General features: G+C 65.1%; 18 protein-coding genes. 6 read left to right on the top strand and 12 right to left on the bottom strand.

What is annotated here, in order from left to right; all coding sequences use genetic code 11:
* Nucleotides 1-17 precede the first annotated feature (17 nt).
* Nucleotides 18-1,712, bottom strand: a complete 1,695-nt coding sequence (locus ABIB91_RS22490) for an EAL domain-containing protein (RefSeq protein ID WP_354166592.1) — start codon at nt 1,710-1,712, stop codon at nt 18-20.
* A 221-nt stretch (nt 1,713-1,933) separates the two neighbouring features.
* On the opposite strand from ABIB91_RS22490, the gene ABIB91_RS22485 reads away from it, so the two are divergent.
* The gene (locus tag ABIB91_RS22485) at nt 1,934-2,194 is read left to right on the top strand and encodes a hypothetical protein (RefSeq protein ID WP_354166584.1); all 261 of its coding nucleotides are present in this window, start codon (nt 1,934-1,936) and stop codon (nt 2,192-2,194) included.
* 1 nt (nt 2,195) lies between these two features.
* Here ABIB91_RS22485 and ABIB91_RS22480 read toward each other — a convergent pair whose 3' ends face one another.
* From ABIB91_RS22480 to mtgA, 3 genes are all read right to left on the bottom strand, one after another.
* Nucleotides 2,196-2,828 (bottom strand): hypothetical protein, encoded by a 633-nt coding sequence (locus tag ABIB91_RS22480; protein ID WP_354166577.1) that lies wholly within the window; start codon nt 2,826-2,828, stop codon nt 2,196-2,198.
* 144 nt (nt 2,829-2,972) lie between these two features.
* Nucleotides 2,973-3,155 (bottom strand): 50S ribosomal protein L32, encoded by a 183-nt coding sequence (gene rpmF / locus ABIB91_RS22475; RefSeq protein ID WP_007598106.1) that lies wholly within the window; start codon nt 3,153-3,155, stop codon nt 2,973-2,975.
* A 170-nt stretch (nt 3,156-3,325) separates the two neighbouring features.
* Nucleotides 3,326-4,000 carry a monofunctional biosynthetic peptidoglycan transglycosylase gene (gene mtgA, locus ABIB91_RS22470; RefSeq protein ID WP_354166565.1) on the bottom strand — a complete coding sequence of 225 codons (675 nt, stop codon included), beginning with the start codon at nt 3,998-4,000 and terminating at the stop codon, nt 3,326-3,328.
* Nucleotides 4,001-4,160: 160 nt separating this feature from the next.
* On the opposite strand from mtgA, the gene ABIB91_RS22465 reads away from it, so the two are divergent.
* Both ABIB91_RS22465 and ABIB91_RS22460 read left to right on the top strand, forming a co-directional pair.
* Complete coding sequence (locus ABIB91_RS22465) at nt 4,161-5,084, top strand: polyprenyl synthetase family protein (protein ID WP_219679747.1); 924 nt, start codon at nt 4,161-4,163, stop codon at nt 5,082-5,084.
* A 7-nt stretch (nt 5,085-5,091) separates the two neighbouring features.
* Nucleotides 5,092-5,784 (top strand): DUF1345 domain-containing protein, encoded by a 693-nt coding sequence (locus ABIB91_RS22460; protein ID WP_354166550.1) that lies wholly within the window; start codon nt 5,092-5,094, stop codon nt 5,782-5,784.
* Between the two features lie 132 nt (nt 5,785-5,916).
* On the opposite strand, the gene ABIB91_RS22455 is transcribed toward ABIB91_RS22460, so the two are convergent.
* Together ABIB91_RS22455 and ABIB91_RS22450 are read right to left on the bottom strand one after the other, a co-directional pair.
* Nucleotides 5,917-7,749, bottom strand: a complete 1,833-nt coding sequence (locus ABIB91_RS22455) for a caspase family protein (RefSeq protein WP_354166541.1) — start codon at nt 7,747-7,749, stop codon at nt 5,917-5,919.
* Between the two features lie 180 nt (nt 7,750-7,929).
* Complete coding sequence (locus ABIB91_RS22450; RefSeq protein ID WP_354166534.1) at nt 7,930-8,358, bottom strand: GFA family protein; 429 nt, start codon at nt 8,356-8,358, stop codon at nt 7,930-7,932.
* A gap of 94 nt (nt 8,359-8,452) precedes the next feature.
* On the opposite strand from ABIB91_RS22450, the gene ABIB91_RS22445 reads away from it, so the two are divergent.
* From ABIB91_RS22445 to ABIB91_RS22435, 3 genes are all read left to right on the top strand, one after another.
* Nucleotides 8,453-8,827: a nuclear transport factor 2 family protein gene (locus ABIB91_RS22445; RefSeq protein WP_007598116.1), complete on the top strand. Its 375-nt coding sequence runs from the start codon at nt 8,453-8,455 to the stop codon at nt 8,825-8,827.
* 191 nt (nt 8,828-9,018) lie between these two features.
* Complete coding sequence (bla, locus tag ABIB91_RS22440) at nt 9,019-9,888, top strand: class A beta-lactamase (protein WP_354166523.1); 870 nt, start codon at nt 9,019-9,021, stop codon at nt 9,886-9,888.
* Nucleotides 9,889-9,936: 48 nt separating this feature from the next.
* Nucleotides 9,937-11,544, top strand: coding sequence for a Na+/H+ antiporter (locus ABIB91_RS22435; RefSeq protein WP_354166517.1), 1,608 nt, complete (start codon nt 9,937-9,939; stop codon nt 11,542-11,544).
* Nucleotides 11,545-11,570: 26 nt separating this feature from the next.
* Here the strand turns inward: ABIB91_RS22435 and ABIB91_RS22430 are convergent, their stop codons facing one another.
* From ABIB91_RS22430 to ABIB91_RS22405, 6 genes are all read right to left on the bottom strand, one after another.
* The gene (locus tag ABIB91_RS22430; RefSeq protein ID WP_354166510.1) at nt 11,571-12,389 is read right to left on the bottom strand and encodes an N-acetylmuramoyl-L-alanine amidase; all 819 of its coding nucleotides are present in this window, start codon (nt 12,387-12,389) and stop codon (nt 11,571-11,573) included.
* A 3-nt stretch (nt 12,390-12,392) separates the two neighbouring features.
* Nucleotides 12,393-13,730: a Rieske 2Fe-2S domain-containing protein gene (locus ABIB91_RS22425; protein WP_354166502.1), complete on the bottom strand. Its 1,338-nt coding sequence runs from the start codon at nt 13,728-13,730 to the stop codon at nt 12,393-12,395.
* Nucleotides 13,731-13,815: 85 nt separating this feature from the next.
* On the bottom strand, nt 13,816-14,712 hold the full coding sequence (locus tag ABIB91_RS22420; protein WP_354166495.1) for a TauD/TfdA dioxygenase family protein: 897 nt from the start codon (nt 14,710-14,712) through the stop codon (nt 13,816-13,818).
* Between the two features lie 141 nt (nt 14,713-14,853).
* Nucleotides 14,854-16,137: a flavodoxin-dependent (E)-4-hydroxy-3-methylbut-2-enyl-diphosphate synthase gene (ispG, locus tag ABIB91_RS22415; protein WP_354166488.1), complete on the bottom strand. Its 1,284-nt coding sequence runs from the start codon at nt 16,135-16,137 to the stop codon at nt 14,854-14,856.
* Nucleotides 16,138-16,149: 12 nt separating this feature from the next.
* Nucleotides 16,150-17,103 (bottom strand): DMT family transporter, encoded by a 954-nt coding sequence (locus tag ABIB91_RS22410; RefSeq protein WP_007615962.1) that lies wholly within the window; start codon nt 17,101-17,103, stop codon nt 16,150-16,152.
* A 36-nt stretch (nt 17,104-17,139) separates the two neighbouring features.
* Nucleotides 17,140-17,634, bottom strand: coding sequence for a Fur family transcriptional regulator (locus ABIB91_RS22405; RefSeq protein ID WP_007615963.1), 495 nt, complete (start codon nt 17,632-17,634; stop codon nt 17,140-17,142).
* Nucleotides 17,635-17,649: the final 15 nt, after the last annotated feature.

Genomic DNA, 17,649 nt, shown 5'->3' with positions numbered 1-17,649 from the left:
GGATCCGGCTCAGACTCCTATCCTGCCGCGGGCAGCACGCTGTCCGGCGGCGCGCCCCAGGGGCGATCGGCTGAGGCGAGCCCGATCAGGCGGCCCTGGATGTAGTCGCAGCCCCAGTCGCGCAGCATGTTCGCAGCTTCTTCGTCCTGCACCCATTCGGCCACCGTCTTGATGTCGAGGCGACGGGCGAGGTCGATCAGGGTCTGCACGAAGGCGCGGTCGTCGGCCGAGCGAGTGATGTTCTGCACGAACGCGCCGTCGATCTTCACGATGTCGACGCCGAGCTTGCGCAGATTGCGGAACGAGGTGTAGCCGGCGCCGAAATCATCGATGGCGATGCGACTGCCGAAATTCTTCAGCCGGGTGACGAAGCCGCGCACGTCGTCAATGTCCTGGATCGCGACGGTTTCGGTGATCTCGACGATCAGCCGCTCGGCGACTCCGGGATGGGCGCGCATCAGCGATTCGATTCCGGCCCACCAATCCGGGTCCATGGTGGTGTCCGGGGAGATGTTGAGGCTGAGGCAGATGTCGGGCGCGGCGGCGAGCTCGGCGACCACCAGCTCGAGCACGCGGTGATCGACCAGGCGGATCAGGCCGAGCCGTTCCGCGACCGGCACGATGTCGGGCGCGAGCAGCACCTGGCCGTCGCCCTGGTCCATCCGCACCAGGCATTCGTGAAAAGCGCACTCGCGCGAGAGGGCGGCAACCACCGGCTCATAAGCGAGCTTGATACGGCGCTCGTTCAGCGCGGTGACGATCTCGTCGGTGACGCGGATGTTGACGCGGCGCTGGGCGTCGCGCGCGGCATCCGGGCGCCAGGTTGCGAACGAGCCGACGCGGCGTTGTTTCGCGGTGTCCAGGGTCTCGTGGGCGCGATTGACGGCTTCATCGGTGTTGCGGGCATAGCGCGGCACGCTGACCGCGCCGATCGAGGCGGTGACCGACACCGGCCCGGATTTGGTCGGCACCACCTCGTCGCGGATGCCGGCGAGGAAGCGCTCGGCGGCGACGTTCATGTCGTCAACGGTGCAGTTCTTCAGGATCAGGCCGAACTTGTTGCCGGAGAAGCGGCCGAGCACGTCGCCACCGCGCAAGCGCGCGCGAATGCGCGTGGCGACGTCGAGGATCACGGCGTCGGCAACGTCGAAGCCGAAGGCCTCGTTGACACGCGCGAGATGATCGATGCCGACCAGCATGAAGGCCGCGGTCGAGCGGAAACGGGTCGTCTCCTCGATAGCCTCGGCCAGCGCGGCGATCAGATGCGAGCGATTGAGCTCGCCGGTCAGCGGATCGAGCCGGGCCAGCTTCGTCAGTTCCTCGTCGCGGGCATGGCGCTCATTGTTGATGCGGACGGAGCCGATCGCACGCACCGGTCGGCCGTCGGGGCCGGCGAACCAGCGGCCGGTCTCCTCGATCCAGACCACGGGATCGGCGGCGCTCATGCGCACGCCGTACTCGATCCGGTAGGGGGTGCCGTCGGCGCCGTGCACGGCCGAGGTCTGCGCCAGCGCGGCGGTCCGCAGCGATTGCGCGGGCTCGATCAGCCTGGCGAATTCGGCGCCGGTGGCCAGCCGTTCAGGGGGAATGCCAGGAAAGATGGCGCCGACCTGCTCACCCCAAACGATGGCATCGCTAGCGATGTCCCAGGCGAACACGGCCTGGCCGAGGGCGGCCAGGATGTCGGAGGCTTGCGGCAATGCGGGGGTCAAAATCGCCTCGTTTCGGGACAGCGGGGAGTCCTGAGTCGGCACAGGATAAAGCCAGATTCGCCATTGACCCTAGGCAAAGTTGATAAACAATTTGGAAACCACGTTTCCTCACGCGCAGGAACCAAACCGGCCCGCCCGGCATAGGCCTTGCGAGTACATGACACGCACCGGCGCCAGCGTCTCGAAACGAGACGATCTTCGCCGGGTCAACGGTGATTGCGATGTTGAGTACCGATCGATCGAACGCCTCGGACAACAGCACGGGCTCGGCTCTGGTGCCGCTGATGCCGATTCTGCAGTGGGTCCACAAGGCACCGCTGCCGCGCCCCGATCCCAGCTTCGTCACCCAGCTCATCGCCAATGCCGAGCACCTGCCCCAGGCGAGCCGGCTCCGCCGCGCGTCTTCCGGGGATGCGCAGGTCGCCTATGGCAGCAAGCGCCCGCTTCCGAGCGTCACCGCGCGCACGCGGCAGGTGGCTTGAATCAGCGCGGCGCGTCGGGAGACGGCTGGGTGCCGTTGCCCGGCTGCAAATGCGGCGAGGGGATTTCCGGCGAAGGCGGGCTCTGCACCGGCTTCGGCGCAGGATGATCCATCAGTACGGATTCGGCGACCGACTGCGCGGAAGGTGCGGATGCCGGCGGCGCAATGGCCGGCTCGAACTTGGACTCGACCACGGCGTCATCGACTGGCACTTCAGTCTGACGCCTCGCCTTGCGCGGCGCTGGTGCGGTCTCGGCGACATAAGCCACGCGGCGACGGGTACGCTGGGCGATGCCGCCGAGGAAATCGGCCATCGCGAGCAGCACCAGAAGGAAATAGGTGGAGTTGCCGAATTTCGGCCACATCACGAATTCGGCCGCAGCCGCGCCGAACACGATCAGTGACAGCAAATGATCCATCAGGAATTTCGAACCGGGCCGCGCGCCCTTGACCACTTCGAGCAGCAGCAGCACGACACCTAGCGCGAGCATCACGTCGGCGAGCGTGACCGGCCAGGCCTCGCCCGTGATCATCGGCACCTTGAACAGCACGTCCGTAAAGGACACGCTCGGCATCAGGAAAGCGATGATGTTGTAGACCGCGAGCGGGATCAGGAGCAGCGGGAAACCGACCATCGGCGAAATGCCTTCTCGATCAAGATATCCAGACAGGACAATGCGGCGGCGAAGCATTCGCTCCGCCGCCGTCACTGTCATATCTCATGGGTTGGCCGAAATCAGGCAGGCCCGATCGTCCTGCCCAAAGATAAGGTCCCGAACTCAGGACTCTTTCTTCTTCAGGACCTGACGGCCCTTGTACATGCCGGTCTTGAGGTCGAGATGGTGCGGACGACGGAGCTCGCCGGAATCCTTGTCTTCCACATAGGTCGGCTTCTTGATGGCGTCAGCCGAGCGGCGCATGCCACGGCGCGACGGCGAGGTTTTTCTTCTCGGAACGGCCATTTCAGTATCCTCTAGGGATTGGTGTCATCAGGGCATCGTCCGCGGAGGGACGGCTCAGCACCCGCAAACCGAGGCGAGCTGAATGCCGGTCAAGGCCGGGCTTATAGAGGAAGGCCTGCCTTAAATCTAGGGCTCTGGGGCCGGAAAATGCGCCCGAAAAGGACCCGAAATCAGCGATTCTCCCGCCAGCAGGTCGAAAGCGAGCTGGCCTGCGCCCTCGCCACATAGGTCCCGGCCAGCCGCCGGACACCCGGTCCCGGCGTCCTGGCGCTGCGTTTGACCGGATTCGGCAGGATCGAGGCCAGAAGCGCCGCATCCCGGGGGGAGAGGTTCGCCGCCGACTTGCCGAAAGCATAGGCGCTGGCCGCCTCGGCCCCAAACTGGCCCTGTGGTCCCAGTTCGGCGATGTTGAGGTAAATTTCCAGGATCCGTGCCTTCGGCAGGACGAGATCGATCCACAGCGCCAACGGGAATTCCAGCGCCTTGCGGACGAAGTCCCGCCCCTGCCAGAGGAACAAGTTTTTCGCCACCTGCTGGGTGATGGTGGAAGCGCCCCGGAACGGGGTGCCGTCCTCCTTCGCATCGTCGATCGCCTCACGCAGCGCACCCCAGTCGATGCCGTGATGCTTGCAGAAATGGGCGTCCTCGGCTGCCACCACCGAGCGTGGCAGCGAGGGCGACATCGCCGCCAGATCGATCCATTCCCGCTGCATCGGCGCACCCCGAAGCGAGCGCCAGACCATCAGCGCCGAAACGGGATGGCCGGCACGGTAGAACGGCGCGATGACATAGGGCGCGAGAGCCGCGACCACGAGCACCAGGAGAAGGGTTTTGACGACGCGCAAATCAACCTTTCCGGCGCAGAACGAAACGCGGCCACGGGCCCGGCATTAAGTCTGTGATAATTCGGGCCTTTTCCAGCACTTTTTAGGCCTTCCAAACGATTGACTGAGGCGGGCGCATAAAGGATTGTCCCGCCGAATTTTAGTTCTGGAGCCCTTCTTGATGACCGGCACGTCCCCGTCCGATTTCGCCAAACGTCTGGACAAGACCGCTGATGACACCGAGGCCCTGCTCGGGCGCCTGCTGTCGGACGACATTCTGCACGATGAGATCGCCCGTCCCAAGCGACTGATGGACGCAATGCGCTATTCGAGCCTCAATGGCGGCAAGCGCTTGCGGCCGTTCCTGGTGGTCGAAAGCGCGGCCGTGTTCGGCGTGTCGCGCGAAGCCGCACTGCTCGCCGGTGCGGCGCTCGAATGCATCCACTGCTATTCGCTGATCCACGACGATCTGCCGGCGATGGACAATTCGGACCTGCGCCGCGGCCGCCCGACCCTGCACAAGAAGACCGACGACGCGACCGCGATCCTCGCGGGCGACGGCCTGTTGACGCTCGCCTTCGACATCATCACCCGCGACGAGATTCATCGCGACGCCAATGTGCGGCTCCTGCTGACCCGCGCACTGGCGCGCTGCGCCGGCATCGGCGGCATGGTCGGCGGCCAGATTCTCGACCTCGCCGGCGAAGGCCGCTTTGGCGGCAACGAGCCGATCGACGTCGCCCGCATTCAGCAGATGAAGACCGGCGCGCTGCTGCGCTATGGCTGCATCGCCGGCGCGATCCTCGGCCAGGCCTCACAAAAGGAATATCAGGCGCTCGACGATTACGGCCGCGCGCTCGGCGAAGCCTTCCAGATCGCCGACGACCTGCTCGACGTCGAAGGCGATGCCGCCGCGCTCGGCAAGCCTGCCGGCGCTGATGCAGCGCTCGGCAAGACCACCTTCGTCACCCAGCTCGGCATCGAAGGCGCCAAGCAGCGCGTGCGCGACCTGCTCGCGCGCGCCGACAGCGCCGTGTCGATCTTCGGCGAACGGGCCGCCGTGCTGCAAGCGGCTGCGCGGTTCGTGGCCGAACGGAAGAGCTGATAGCGCGATGGCGGGCGGCAGCAAGGAAGACCCCGCCCTCGCCCGCTTTCGCAAGATGTCGCGGCCGATGCGGCTGATTTATGCGCGTCCGCGGACGTTCATGTCGCTTGCTGTTGGTATTCTCGTCTGCCTGCTCATCCCGGGTTCGCACCGGCTGGTCACGCGGCTTCTGTTCGGCTGGGATGCGTTGATCGCCGTTTATCTGGTGCTGGTCTACGCGATGATGCTATGCAACGACCACCAGCACATCCGCCGCGCCGCAGCGATGCAGGACGATGGCCGCTTCGTGATCCTGCTGGTGACGGCGATCGGCGCCTTCGCCAGCATCGCCGCGATCGTCTCCGAGCTTGGAACGCCGCATCGCGGCGTCCTGGAGCTGAGCATCGCAATCACCACCATCGTGTTGTCGTGGGCCGCCGTGCACACGATCTTCGCCCTGCATTACGCGCATGATTATTACCGGCAAGCCACGCCGGGCGGCCTTCAGTTTCCCAGCGGCGACAAGGAAGACCACGCGGATTATTGGGACTTCGTCTATTTCTCTTTCGTGATCGGCATGACCGCGCAGGTCTCCGACGTCGGCATCTCCGACAAGACCATCCGCCGCACCGCGACCGCGCACGGCATCGTCTCATTCATCTACAATACGGCCTTGCTGGCGCTGACGGTCAACATCGCGGCGAGCGCGATCTCGACGTAGTCGTCGTCCTGGCGAAAGCCAGGACCCATTGCCACCGGCCGTGGTTTTGCGAAGACTGGTGGTTGGCTCCTCGGCGCCGCAACTTCTCCCTGGGGTAATGGGTCCTGGCTTTCGCCAGGACGACATTGGGAGTTAATTACACACCTCGGCATTGGCATCGTTGCCGGGGCCGCCGCCGCCGCGATATTCGAGATGGCAGCCGCGGTTGACCGGACGGCAGCCGGCGCTATTGCAGAATAGCTGTCCGCCGCTCGAGCGGCGGCTGGCGCCAGCGGCAGCAGCGATGCCCGCAGCGCCACCAAAGCCGCCGGCCGCTCCGGCAGCCTCACCGCCGGCTTGACGACGCTGCCGCGCGGGACGCTCGTCGCCATCGTCACGCTTTGCGGTCGCAGGCTTGGCGGTCGCAGGCTTGGCGGCACGCTGCTTCTCGCACTCGTTGTCGTCGTTGAGCGCATAGCCATCACGGCAGACGATCTTGGTGCACTTGTCGCCGTCGGCCTTGAAGCCGTGCTCGCAAACCAGCGGACAGACGCGCGACTGTTTCGACTTGAGCGTGTCGAGCGCGTCGGTGCTCGCCACCTTCACGTCGAGCTTGGTGCCGGCATAACGGTTGAACTGCGACAACGAGCGCTGCGCGGACGTCGTCCAGTTGCCGTCGGCGGCGCCGGAGAAGCAACCGACCCGGCCGAGCTCGGTCTGCACCGAGCGGCTGAGATCGGCCGGCGCGGAGGGCGGCGTCAGCGACGCGACGTTTGTGCCGGTGGGGCTCGCCGTGGTGGCTGGCGCCGCACTCGGCGCCGCGGCGGCGAGATTGACGCGCTGCTGCTCGGCGGCGGCCGCCTGCTGCTGCGCCTGCTCCTTGGCCTTTTGCGCCGCAAGCTGTACCTGCTCGGCGGCCTTCGCATCGGCGACTGCCTTGGCCTGCGTATCCTTCTGCGCGCCAAGTGCGGCAAGACGATCGCGCTCGGCCTCGGCCTGCTTCGCCTTCTCGGTGGCCGCCGCATGAGCCTGCTCGGCGCCGATTTTTTCGAGCTGAAGCTTGGCAAGGCTCGCATAGAAGCCGTCGGAATGCTGGGCAAGGAACGCCTCCCATGCCGGCCTGTTGCCGACCTGGAGCGCGAGTTCGTAATCGCGGCGGATGTCGGCTTGCGGGTTCGGCGCGGGCGCGGCGGGAGCCGCAGCCGTCACCTTGACCGGCACCAGCGGCACGTCCTCGCCGCCGAGCGAGCCATAGACGAACGGCTCCTGCTTGTTACCTGTCGACTTGAGCACGTCGTCGCGCACGAAGCCGAAGGCACGGCGGACGTCGAGGCCGGGCGTCGTCAGATGCTTCGACAGAGCCACGGTGAAGGGGCTGTTGGCACCGTCGCCGTCCTGCGCCGTGAAGCCGGCTTTGGCCGAATAGGCAATCAGCGTGTTGGGGCTGGTCGGCTCGACCTGGGCGAGGCCGCGGCCGATGCCGCGCGAGGCCACCGTGCGCTTCATGGTCTTGCCGAACGGATTGTCACGGCAGGCGTCCAGGATCACCAGGCGAAGCTGCTTGGCCGGTTCGACCGCGACCAGGACGCGGTCGAGGGACAGCGCCTCGTCGAAGACGTCGGTGTCACGCTCCAGCTTGGCGTCGACAGGGATCAGATAATTCGAGCCTTCGACCTCGATGCCGTGACCGGCATAGTAGACCACGGCGATGTCGGCATCGCGGGTTGCGTCGGCGAATTCGCGCAGCACACGCCTTGTGTCCAGAGCCGTCAGGTCGTGCCGGGAATCGACGATGTCGAACCCGGCCTCCTTCAGCGTCCGGGCCATCACCGAACCGTCATTGACGGGGTTCGTTAGCGACGGTGCATGCTGGTAGGCGGAGTTGGCGATCACCAGCGCGACGCGCTTTCCGGCGAAAGCGGGCCCGGTGCCGAATAGCAGCGCGACGGCGAGGAGAAGGGGGCAAAGTCTGAGCAATTTGCGCATGACACGACTTCCGAGTTCAGGGCCGTTCGAGCCCCTTTGGGACGGCTTTAGCAGGGTCCGTCGCGGACGCTTGTGACGGAGGTCACGAAGGTAGCGCCGGCGGCGGGCCGAAAGACCCCTTTTGTTTGTCGCGCCAGTCCGGCCGCGGTTCGCCGAGACACGAGTGCACAGCAGGTTCCCTCAGGCATCTCCCACGTGGCCCCGATATTGCGGCAGATTATCCGTAATCTCGTGCCAAGGCGCCTTCGAGCCCACGAAAATGTGGGCGCTCGGTCGGATCGAGGGGGTATCGACCAGGGTTCCCATGGCGACATGGACCCATTTTCCCTCGCGCACCCGGGAATAAAGCAGCGAGCCGCAGCGGGCGCAGTGGGCGTCATGGGTGGTGTCGTCGCCGTAGATGGTGCGCTGGTTCTCGCCGCTGACGATGCGGAGCTTGCCCTGCTCGATACCGGCGAACGGCTTGAAGGCGGCGCCGGTGGTGCGGCGGCAATCCGAGCAGTGGCAGTTCATCGCATAAGAGAACGCGTCCGCCACCTCGTAGCGCACGGCGCGGCAATAGCATTCACCGACCAGGATACGAGCGTTCGAATTCTCTGATCCGGTCATCACAGTGTCCTCGCGCAAATGGTACGCACTCCCATAGCGCATTTTGACGTGTACGACTAAGTTCGCCCCGAGCCATCATTCAAAGGGATGACCCATGAGCCAGAACCGTTCGAGTGTCGAAGCCGTCGTGCAATCCTATTTCGACGGACTTTATGAGGGCGATGCCGAAAAGCTCGGCGCCATCTTCCATCCCTCCGCCGATTTGCGCTGGGTCGAGAAGGGTGAGCTGCAGGTGCTGACCGTGCCGGACTGGCTCGACCGCGTGCGCAAGCGTCCCTCCGGCAAGGCCGAAGGCAAGCCGCGCGAGGATTTCATCGTCACGATCGACCGTTCCGACGACAAGACCGCCTTCATCAAGGTCCGATGCCAACTGCCGCCGCGTTTTTTCACGGACTATCTGGTGGCGATGAAGCTCGCCGACGGCTGGCAGATCGTATCGAAGTCTTATCGGTATGATCTGCGGGAGTGAGGGGGGCCTAATCTTCCGCTGCCCGAAATCGGGCGCACTCGTCCCACATCCTCCGTCGTTGCGAGCGCAGCGAAGCAATCCAGAGTCTTTCCGCGGAGGCAGACTGGATTGCTTCGCTGCGCTCGCAATGACGATGCGGATGGAGTGCATGCCGCATCTCCATCCCGCCCGCCTCGCTCAAAAGGTTCCCCATGCTTCTCGACCGCCGTTCGCTGCTTGCCTCGCTGTGCTGGATTGCCGCCTCTCCCGCTCTCGCCGCGGACGCGCTACCTGAACTCGAAGCCTATGAGCGCGAGAGCGGCGGCCGGATCGGGGTCTATGCCGAGAACCTCGCGACCGGCGCGAAGCTCGCATGGCGCGCCGACGAACGGTTCGTCATGTGCTCGACATTCAAGGCTTCGCTCGCGGCTTGCGTCCTGGCGCGGGTCGATCGCGGCGAGGAGCAGCTCGCGGCCATGATCCCGTACGGCAAGGCCGACCTGCTGGAGTACGCACCGGTCGCCAAGCAAAACATTGCCGCCGGCGCAATGTCGGTCACCGAGATGTGCAAGGCGATCGTCGAGCTCAGCGACAACACCTGCGCCAATTTGCTGCTGGCGCGGATCGGCGGTCCCGCCGCACTCACCGCGTTCTGGCGGTCGCTCGGCGACACCACCTCACGGCTCGACCACAACGAGCCCGAGCTCAACCGCTCACCGCCCGGCGATCCCCGCGACACCACGACGCCGGCGGCGATGGCAGGCAATCTGCGCCGGCTTGTGACGGGCGAGGCGCTGTCGGCGACCTCGCGTGCGCAGCTCACGGACTGGCTGGTGGGTTGCAAGACCGGCGCGAACCGGCTGCGTGGCGGGCTCCCCGCAAGCTGGAAGATCGGCGACAAGACAGGCAACAACGGCAAGGACGCCTCCGGCGATATCGCGGTGGCCTGGCCCAAGCCCGATACGAAACCCGATGCCCCGATCCTGATCGCGGCCTATACCCAGGGCGGCACGCCGAGCGCGGCACAGATCGAAGCCGTGTTCGCTCGCATCGGGCACATCGTGGCCGAGCGGCTGGCGTAAGCCGCACGCATTGACGTTGCGACCGCTTCCGGGTGAAGACAGATCATCATGGAAGCGAAATTTCAGACCTTTCTCATCCTGCTCGCCGTGCTGGCGGGCACCGCGCTTGTCGCCCGCCGCTTCAACATCGCGCCTGCCATTCTGCTGATGCTCTCCGGCGTCGGCCTCGCCTTCGTGCCGGGCATGCCACCGGTCGAACTGCCGCCGGAACTGGTGCTGCTGATGGTGCTGCCGCCGCTGATCTACTCGGCGAGCGTCGCGATGAGCTGGCGCGAGTTCAAAAAGAATCTTCGCCCCATTGTGATGCTCGCGGTCGGCGCGGTGATCTTCACCACAGCACTGGTCGCAACCGCCACCCACTATTTGATCGGCCTGCCCTGGACGATCGGCTTCCTGCTCGGCGCCATCGTCGCGCCGCCCGACGTGGTGGCGCCGCTCGCGATCGCGCGCCGGTTGCATCTGCCGCGCAGGCTCACGGTCATCCTCGAAGGCGAAGGGCTCGCGAATGACGCCACCGCGCTGATCCTCTATCGGTTCGCGCTCGCCGCAATCATGGTCGGGCATTTCTCGCTGCCTCTGGCAGGCGGCGAGTTCCTGCTCATCGTCGCCGGGGAGATCGCCTTCGGCATTGGTGTCGGCTGGCTCTCCCTGCGTTTCCGCAAATGGTCGGGGGATCCGCAGGTCGAGCTGACGCTGTCGCTGATCACGCCCTACGTGTCCTACTGGCTGCCCGAACATCTCGGAGGCTCCGGCGTGATCGCCACCGTTGCCTGTGGCCTCTATGTGAGCTGGAACGGCCCGCTGCTGATCTCGGCATCGACGCGCCTGCAGGGAATCTTCTTCTGGGACCTCGTGATCTATCTGATCGAGGGCTTGCTGTTCCTGCTCACGGGGTTCCAGATGCGCGCGCTCTACGAGAAGTCGAAGGCGTTCCCGCTCGACGACATCATGATCGCGACCGCCGTGGTGCTGGCGGTCGTCGTGATCGCGCGCTTCGCCTGGCTTTATCCCGCGACCTATCTGCCACGCATGCTCAGCAAGTCGCTGCGTGCGCGCGATCCGTCACCACCGTGGCAATGGCCGTTCGTGCTGGCGTTCACCGGCGTGCGCGGCGCGGTGTCGCTGGCGGCGGCACTGGCGCTGCCGTTCACGCTGCCGGGCGGCGAGGCCTTTCCGTTTCGCGACCTGATCCTGTTCGTTGCCTTCGGTGTCATCTTCATCACGCTAATCGGCGTCGGCCTCACGCTGCCCCCGGTGGTGCGCTGGCTCGGTGTCGCGGACGCTGGTCGCAGCGAACATTCCGCCGAGCACGAGTCCGAGATCGCGGCACGGCGCCAAGCCCTCGATGCCGCCCTGAAGTCGCTCGACGCGCTGACCGAGGAGAAGGACGTGTCGGACGAGGTGATGCGGCTCCTGCGCGCCCGCCACGAGATCCGGGTCAACCAGCTGCCCGATTCGCTCGATCCCACCCACCACGACGTCTCCGCCGCAGGTACCGCGCTGACCCGCGACCTGATCGCCGCCGAGCGCAAATTCATCCATGATCTGCTGCGCGACGGCCAGATCACCGACGAGACGCGCCGGAGGATCGAGCGGGATCTGGACCTGGAGGAGGCGAGTTTGGCAAACCGGGAGTACCGGGGAGGGCCGCTGTAGATTCCCGTCATTGCTGGCGGTGCAAACTACCGCCTCTCGCAAAATTCCCTCATCGCCACCGCCACGGCGCCCGCAATGATCTCCTGACGCTCCGGCGAGTTCATCGCCATTTCCTCGTCGCGGTTGATGATGGAGCCCGCTTCGAGCAGCACTGCGGCGCTACGGGTTTGCGAGAGCACGACGAGCCCGTCATAGCGGTAGACGCCGACATCCTTGTCGAGCAATTGGCGCCGGTAGCGGCCCATCACCGGCAGCGTGTATTGGCTGGCATAGTGCAGGTCCTGCTCCTTCAGCTGCTGGCCAATCATCCGGGCCAGCATCAGGCTGGCGACGAAGTGCGGATTCCGCTCCGACACGAACAGAGAGTGGCCCGAAAAACGGTCGCTGAAATAGCTGTTCGCGCCGTCGAACTCCCAGGTCTCGATCAGCTTGTCCGGCACCGAATCGTGATGGATCGACAGGAAGAGATCGGCCCGGGCGCCATTCGCAGTGCTGACGCGTTTGAGCAGGCTCGGCCGGGCCTTGCCGTCCGTGACGAGCAGCCGGGTCGCGGCAAAGCCTTCGGCCTTGAGCTTCGCCGTGATCAGGCTCGCAAGCCGGAAGTTGAAGCCGAACTCCGTGTCGTTGCGTGCGCTCAACGCGCCGTAGGAGTCCGGGGTGTGCCCGACATCCACGACGATCCGGAATTTCGACATCTCACATTTGACCGGCGCGTGCTGCGGCTTGGGTTTCGCGATTTTCCGCGCGAGAGCAGCATGACCGGTGTCTGCAGGCGCCAGCGACCATAGCAAGATCGACGCGACGAGCGTCGAGACGAGACCTGCAAGGATGCGCGACTGCCCCAAGCGCTACTCCGCTGCTGCTGTTCGCGGCCGGCCGACGAAGCCTGTGACGTCACCGAAACGCTCCAGCATCACCGCGGAAAGGTCCTTGGTCTTGCTGGTGACGCAGGCGCCCGAGCGCACGGCGTAGCGATCCTGATGCGCGGCCTGCGGCGGCGGCTCGCCCTGCTGAAGCGCTCGCGCCAGTTCCATCACGACTTTCCGGAAATGCATGATACCGAGATCGGTCGGACCGAGATGCTCGCGGGTGCGGTCGGCGATCGGGCCCTGGCTATCCTGTACGGCCGCGTCCTGTTCGGAGACGCCCTTGATGCCGGTGTAGCTCCTGGTCTTCTGCAGCTTGCGGTCGATCAGATAGTCGTTGCCCTTGTGGCGCAGCGGCACGTAATCGTCGCCGACCTCCGCGATCACGCCGTTGCCGCGGTCAAAGGCGTCACGCTCGGCTTGCGTCAGCGGCCGCTCCGGATTCCAGGCATAGGTGTAGATCCAACAATTGGTGTCGGTAACGGGCACGAAGGTCTGGCCAAAGATGTTCTCGCCGGGCATCGCGCTCGGGGCATAGGCGTGGAACGGCATCAGGAACTGCGCGATGCGCCAGTAAATATTGTCGCCGCCGGTGAGCCGCCCGCCGGCGATGGTGAGGCCCGCCGCGTGCGGGGCGATCTTGATCACAGGGCGCGGGTCCTCCGCGATCCAGCGCATGTGATCGCTCGACATCCGCGCGATCGGATTCACGAAATGCTTCTTGATATCCAGAATCTCGTTCTCCTCCTTGTCGAAGGAGAGATGGGCGAAGGTGAAATGTGCGGTGTCGATCGAGCCTTCCAGCGCCTGCACCCAGTTGCAGTCCTGCCATTTCTTGCTGACGTAGCGGTGCGAGGCCGGCAGCAGCGCCATTTCGAGATCGGGCAGCTCGGGCATCGCATCCGCGGGACCCATATAGGCCCAGATCATCTCGCCCCATTCGCGCGCCGGATAGGATTTGATGCGGATGAGATCCTTGGCGTTGAGATCGGGATAGGAGGTCGGCATGTCGACGCACCTCCCGTCGGTGTCGAACTTCCAGCCGTGATAGACGCAGCGGATGCCGCATTCCTCGTTGCGCCCGAGCCAGAGATTGGCGCCGCGATGCGGGCAGTACTGATCGATTAATCCGACAACGCCGCGCGTATCGCGGAAGGCGAGCAGCTCCTCGCCGAGAACGATGATCTTCTTCGGCTCGCCGTCCAGTTCGGGAAGTTCTTCGGACAGAAGCACGGGAATCCAGAACCGGCGCAACAATTCGCCCATGCCCGTTCCCGGGCCCGACTCGGTCAGGAATTTGTTGTCCTCGGCGCGGAGCATGGAAAATCCTCCCGACGGTCTTTGTTTTCGGCAAGATTGGCGCGGACGCGGGAAGACGTCAACGCGGAAGCGGTGCGCAGGCGGGTTAAACCGGCCGCTCCCCCTTCACCGTCACCCGTGTGCCTGAGCGCGTATGCGGCCAGTAGTCCCACATCGCACGGTGCTGGGTGCAGCGGTTGTCCCAGAAGGCGATGGCATTCTGGGTCCAGCGGAAGCGGCACTGGAACAGCGGGTTCTCGGCGTGCTGGTAGAGATAGGCAAGCATCGCATCGCTCTCGTCGCGCGGGATTCCGTTGATGTGGCGGGTGAAGCCGCGGTTGACGTAAAGCGCCTTCTTGCCGGTGACGGGATGCGTGCGCACCACGGGATGCTCGGCACTCGGATAGGACGCGCGGTCGGCGACGCCGTAATTGGCGTAGAGCCCGCGATAGATCGGCTCGCCGTCATGCAGCGCGGTCAGCCCGTCGAGATAGGCCTTCATGCGATCCGACAGCGCCTCGTAGGCTGCGTACATGTTGGCGAACAGCGTGTCACCGCCGCGCGGCGGGCACTGCTTGATGTAGAGGATCGAGCCCATCGGCGGCTCGAGATCACAGGACACGTCGGAATGCCAGCCCTCGCCGTTGGCGCGCGGCGAATTCGCATCCGCATAGATCTTCATCAGCGCGGGGTCTTCATCCTCATGCGGCGCAGCAGGATGGAAATGCAGCTCGCCGAACTTGCGACCGAAGGCGAGGTGCTGTTGTGGCGTGATGGCCTGGTCGCGGAAGAAGATGACGAGGTTTTCGGCAAGCGCGCGGTGGACCTCGTCCATCTGCCGGTAGGAGCGCGCATCGTCGGAAACGAGCTTGCCGATGTCGACGCCGGAGATTTCCGCGCCGATGATCGGGGTCAGCTTTTCGACCGCGATGGTCTCGTAAGGCGCGCCGTCGTCCGTCGCGTGGCGATAGCGCGGACCCTGCTTGCCGGCGAGTGAGCTCATGGCGTGTCTCCCGATCGCTCTTGATTGGGGACATCGTAGCCCGGATGGAGCGAAGCGCAATCCGGGTTGAGTTCGTCAGCTTGCGAGAACCCGGATTCGCGGCGCTCCATCGGGGCTACACGCCGCAAAAGCGGAGTAAGACTACTCCGCCGCGGTCACCGGCACCTTGGCGCCCTGGCCGTAGCGTTGCTCGATGTAGTCGATCACGAGGGCCTTGAAGTCGGCGGAGATGGTCGGGCCGCGCAGGGTGCGGAATTTCTTGCCGTCGACGAACACCGGGGCAGCCGGCGCCTCGCCCGTGCCCGGCAGCGAGATGCCGATATTGGCGTGCTTGGATTCGCCGGGACCGTTGACGATGCAGCCCATCACCGCGACGTTGAGCTCTTCCACGCCGGGATATTTCGTCTTCCAGGTCGGCATCTCGTCGCGGATGAAACCCTGGATCGAGCTGGCCAGTTCCTGGAACGTGGTCGAAGTCGTGCGACCGCAGCCGGGGCATGCCGCAACCAGCGGCACGAAGGTGCGGAAGCCCATGGTCTGCAAGAGCTCCTGACCGACCTGCACCTCGCGGGTGCGGTCGCCGCCGGGCTCAGGCGTCAGCGAGATGCGGATGGTATCGCCGATGCCCTGCTGCAACAGGATGCCGAGCGCCGCCGAGGACGCCACGATGCCCTTGGTGCCCATGCCGGCCTCGGTCAGGCCGAGATGGATTGCGTAGTCGGAACGGCTGGCGAGATCCTGGTAGACCGCGATCAGATCCTGCACGGCCGAGACTTTGGCCGAGAGGATGATGCGATCCTTCGGCATACCGAGCTCTTCGGCGCGCGCGGCCGAGAGCAGCGCGGATTGCACCATGGCCTCGCGCGTCACTGCGCGCACGTCGCGCGGATCGGCGGACGCGGCGTTCTCATCCATCAGCTTGGTCAGCAGCTCCTGGTCGAGCGATCCCCAATTGGCGCCGATGCGTACCGGCTTGTTGTTCTTGTTGGCGATCTCGATGATGTCGGCGAACTGGGTGTCGCGCTTGTCCTTGAAGCCGACATTGCCGGGATTGATGCGATATTTGGCGAGCGCCTCGGCGCAGGCCGGATAGGCCGCGAGCAGCTTGTGGCCGATATAGTGGAAGTCGCCGATCAGCGGCGTGGTGATGCCGCGCTTGAGCAGGCCGTCGCGGATGTGCGGAACGGCGGCGGCCGCCTCCTCACGGTCCACGGTGATGCGGACCATTTCGGAGCCGGCGCGGGCGAGCGCTGCGACCTGGGCAATGGTGCCGCCGATATCGGCGGTGTCGGTGTTGGTCATCGACTGCACGACGATCGGCGCGCCGCCGCCGACGGCGACGTCGCCGACCTTGACCTGGGTGGTCTTGTGCCGGGGCGCAGGGCCCGCAACGTCGGAATCGATGGTGTTTTCGAGCTTGTTCATGGCGTCCAAATATCAGGTTTTGGTGACGTTCAGCAATGCATCGCGCGGCGCCGCAGCGGATTGACTGGGACGGTTAACCAGAAAAAGCCCAGCAATGACAAGGACCGCGGCAGCCCCGAATGTCAGGTTCAGCGTGTCGTGCATGATGAAATAGCTACCCACCACGCCAAACAAAGGGGTGATGAAGGTAAAAGCCGACAATTTGCTGGCCGAATAGGTCTTCACCAGCGCGAACCAAAGCGTGAACGTGGTTCCCACCACCCAGATCGCCTGGAAAGCCATCAAGCCCAGTGACAGCGGCGACGGGGTGTGGGGAATGGTCTCCCCAAACAGCCAGGCGGCCAGCCCCAGGATCGGGATGGAGGTCGCGACCTGGTAGCCCAGCGCCTTCTCGGGCGCAGCGAACCGCAGCCGGGTGCCCTTGGCGACCAGCGTGGTCGCCGCCCACAGAGCGGCGCCGCCGACGATCATGAGGTCGCCGAGCAGAACATGCGAATCGACATTGGGCTGCGGCACGCCGATCGCGAGTGCGACGCCGGCAAAGCTGATGGCGAGCCCCAGCCATTGCGTGCCGCCAAGTCGCTCGCCGAGCACCTGGTAGGAGCCGAGCGCGACGAAGAACGGCGCGGTGTAGAGGAACACGACTGCCCGCGATGCCGGTGTGAAGCGCAGGCCCTGGAAGATCAGCACGAACTCGATGCCGAACATCAGTCCCGCGATCACGCCGGGCTTCCAGGTGCCGTCGCGTTCGAAGAATTTAACGCCGCGCAAGCTGCCGATGATGAACAGCACCGGCAGCGCGCCCATCGAACGGAACGTGGCTTGAAGCATCGGCGGGATGTCCGGCAGCACCAGTTTCACCGCGATCTGGTTGAATCCCCAGGTCAGGCACAGCATGAGCATCAGGGCGATGGCGCCGGCACTGAGGGGACGACCGGCGGACGGTATGGCTTGAGGTGAGGACATTTCTTCCTGAAAAACCGGCTTTGCGCCGTTGTTGCTCTAAGCAGCTTTCTGACAATGCGCACAGACGCCCGTGATTTCCACCACGGACAATTTGGGAGCGAAGCCTGAGCTGCGCGCGGCGGCGTTGAGGTCCCTGGCGAAGGAAGCCGACGGAATCTCACCGACCAGGCCACAGCGCTCGCAGATCAGGAACGTCACCGCCGAGGTCGCGTCGTGGTCGTGAGCGGCGCAGGCGAGATAGGCGTTGCGACTTTCGATGCGGTGCACGAGCCCGTTGGCCATCAGGAAATCGAGAGCACGATAGACCGTGATCGGCGCCGGCCGCGGCATCGATTTCGCCAGCTCGTCGATCACCTCATAGGCGCCGAGTGGCCGGTGGCTCGAGAGCAGCGCCCCCAGCACATGGCGGCGTATCGGCGTGAATTTCTGCGCGCGCTCTCCGCAAACGGCCTCGGCATGCGCCAGCGCATCCGCGGTGCAGCGGCCGTGATCGTGGTCAGGCGCGGGAAATGCCGGCTTTGCGAGGGTCATGCGACCGGCGTTCTA

The organism is Bradyrhizobium sp. JR4.3, assembly GCF_040547695.1.
Classification (GTDB): domain Bacteria; phylum Pseudomonadota; class Alphaproteobacteria; order Rhizobiales; family Xanthobacteraceae; genus Bradyrhizobium; species Bradyrhizobium canariense.
The sequence above is the reverse complement of the archived record's forward strand: the minus strand, read 5'-3'. Positions and strand labels throughout refer to the sequence as shown.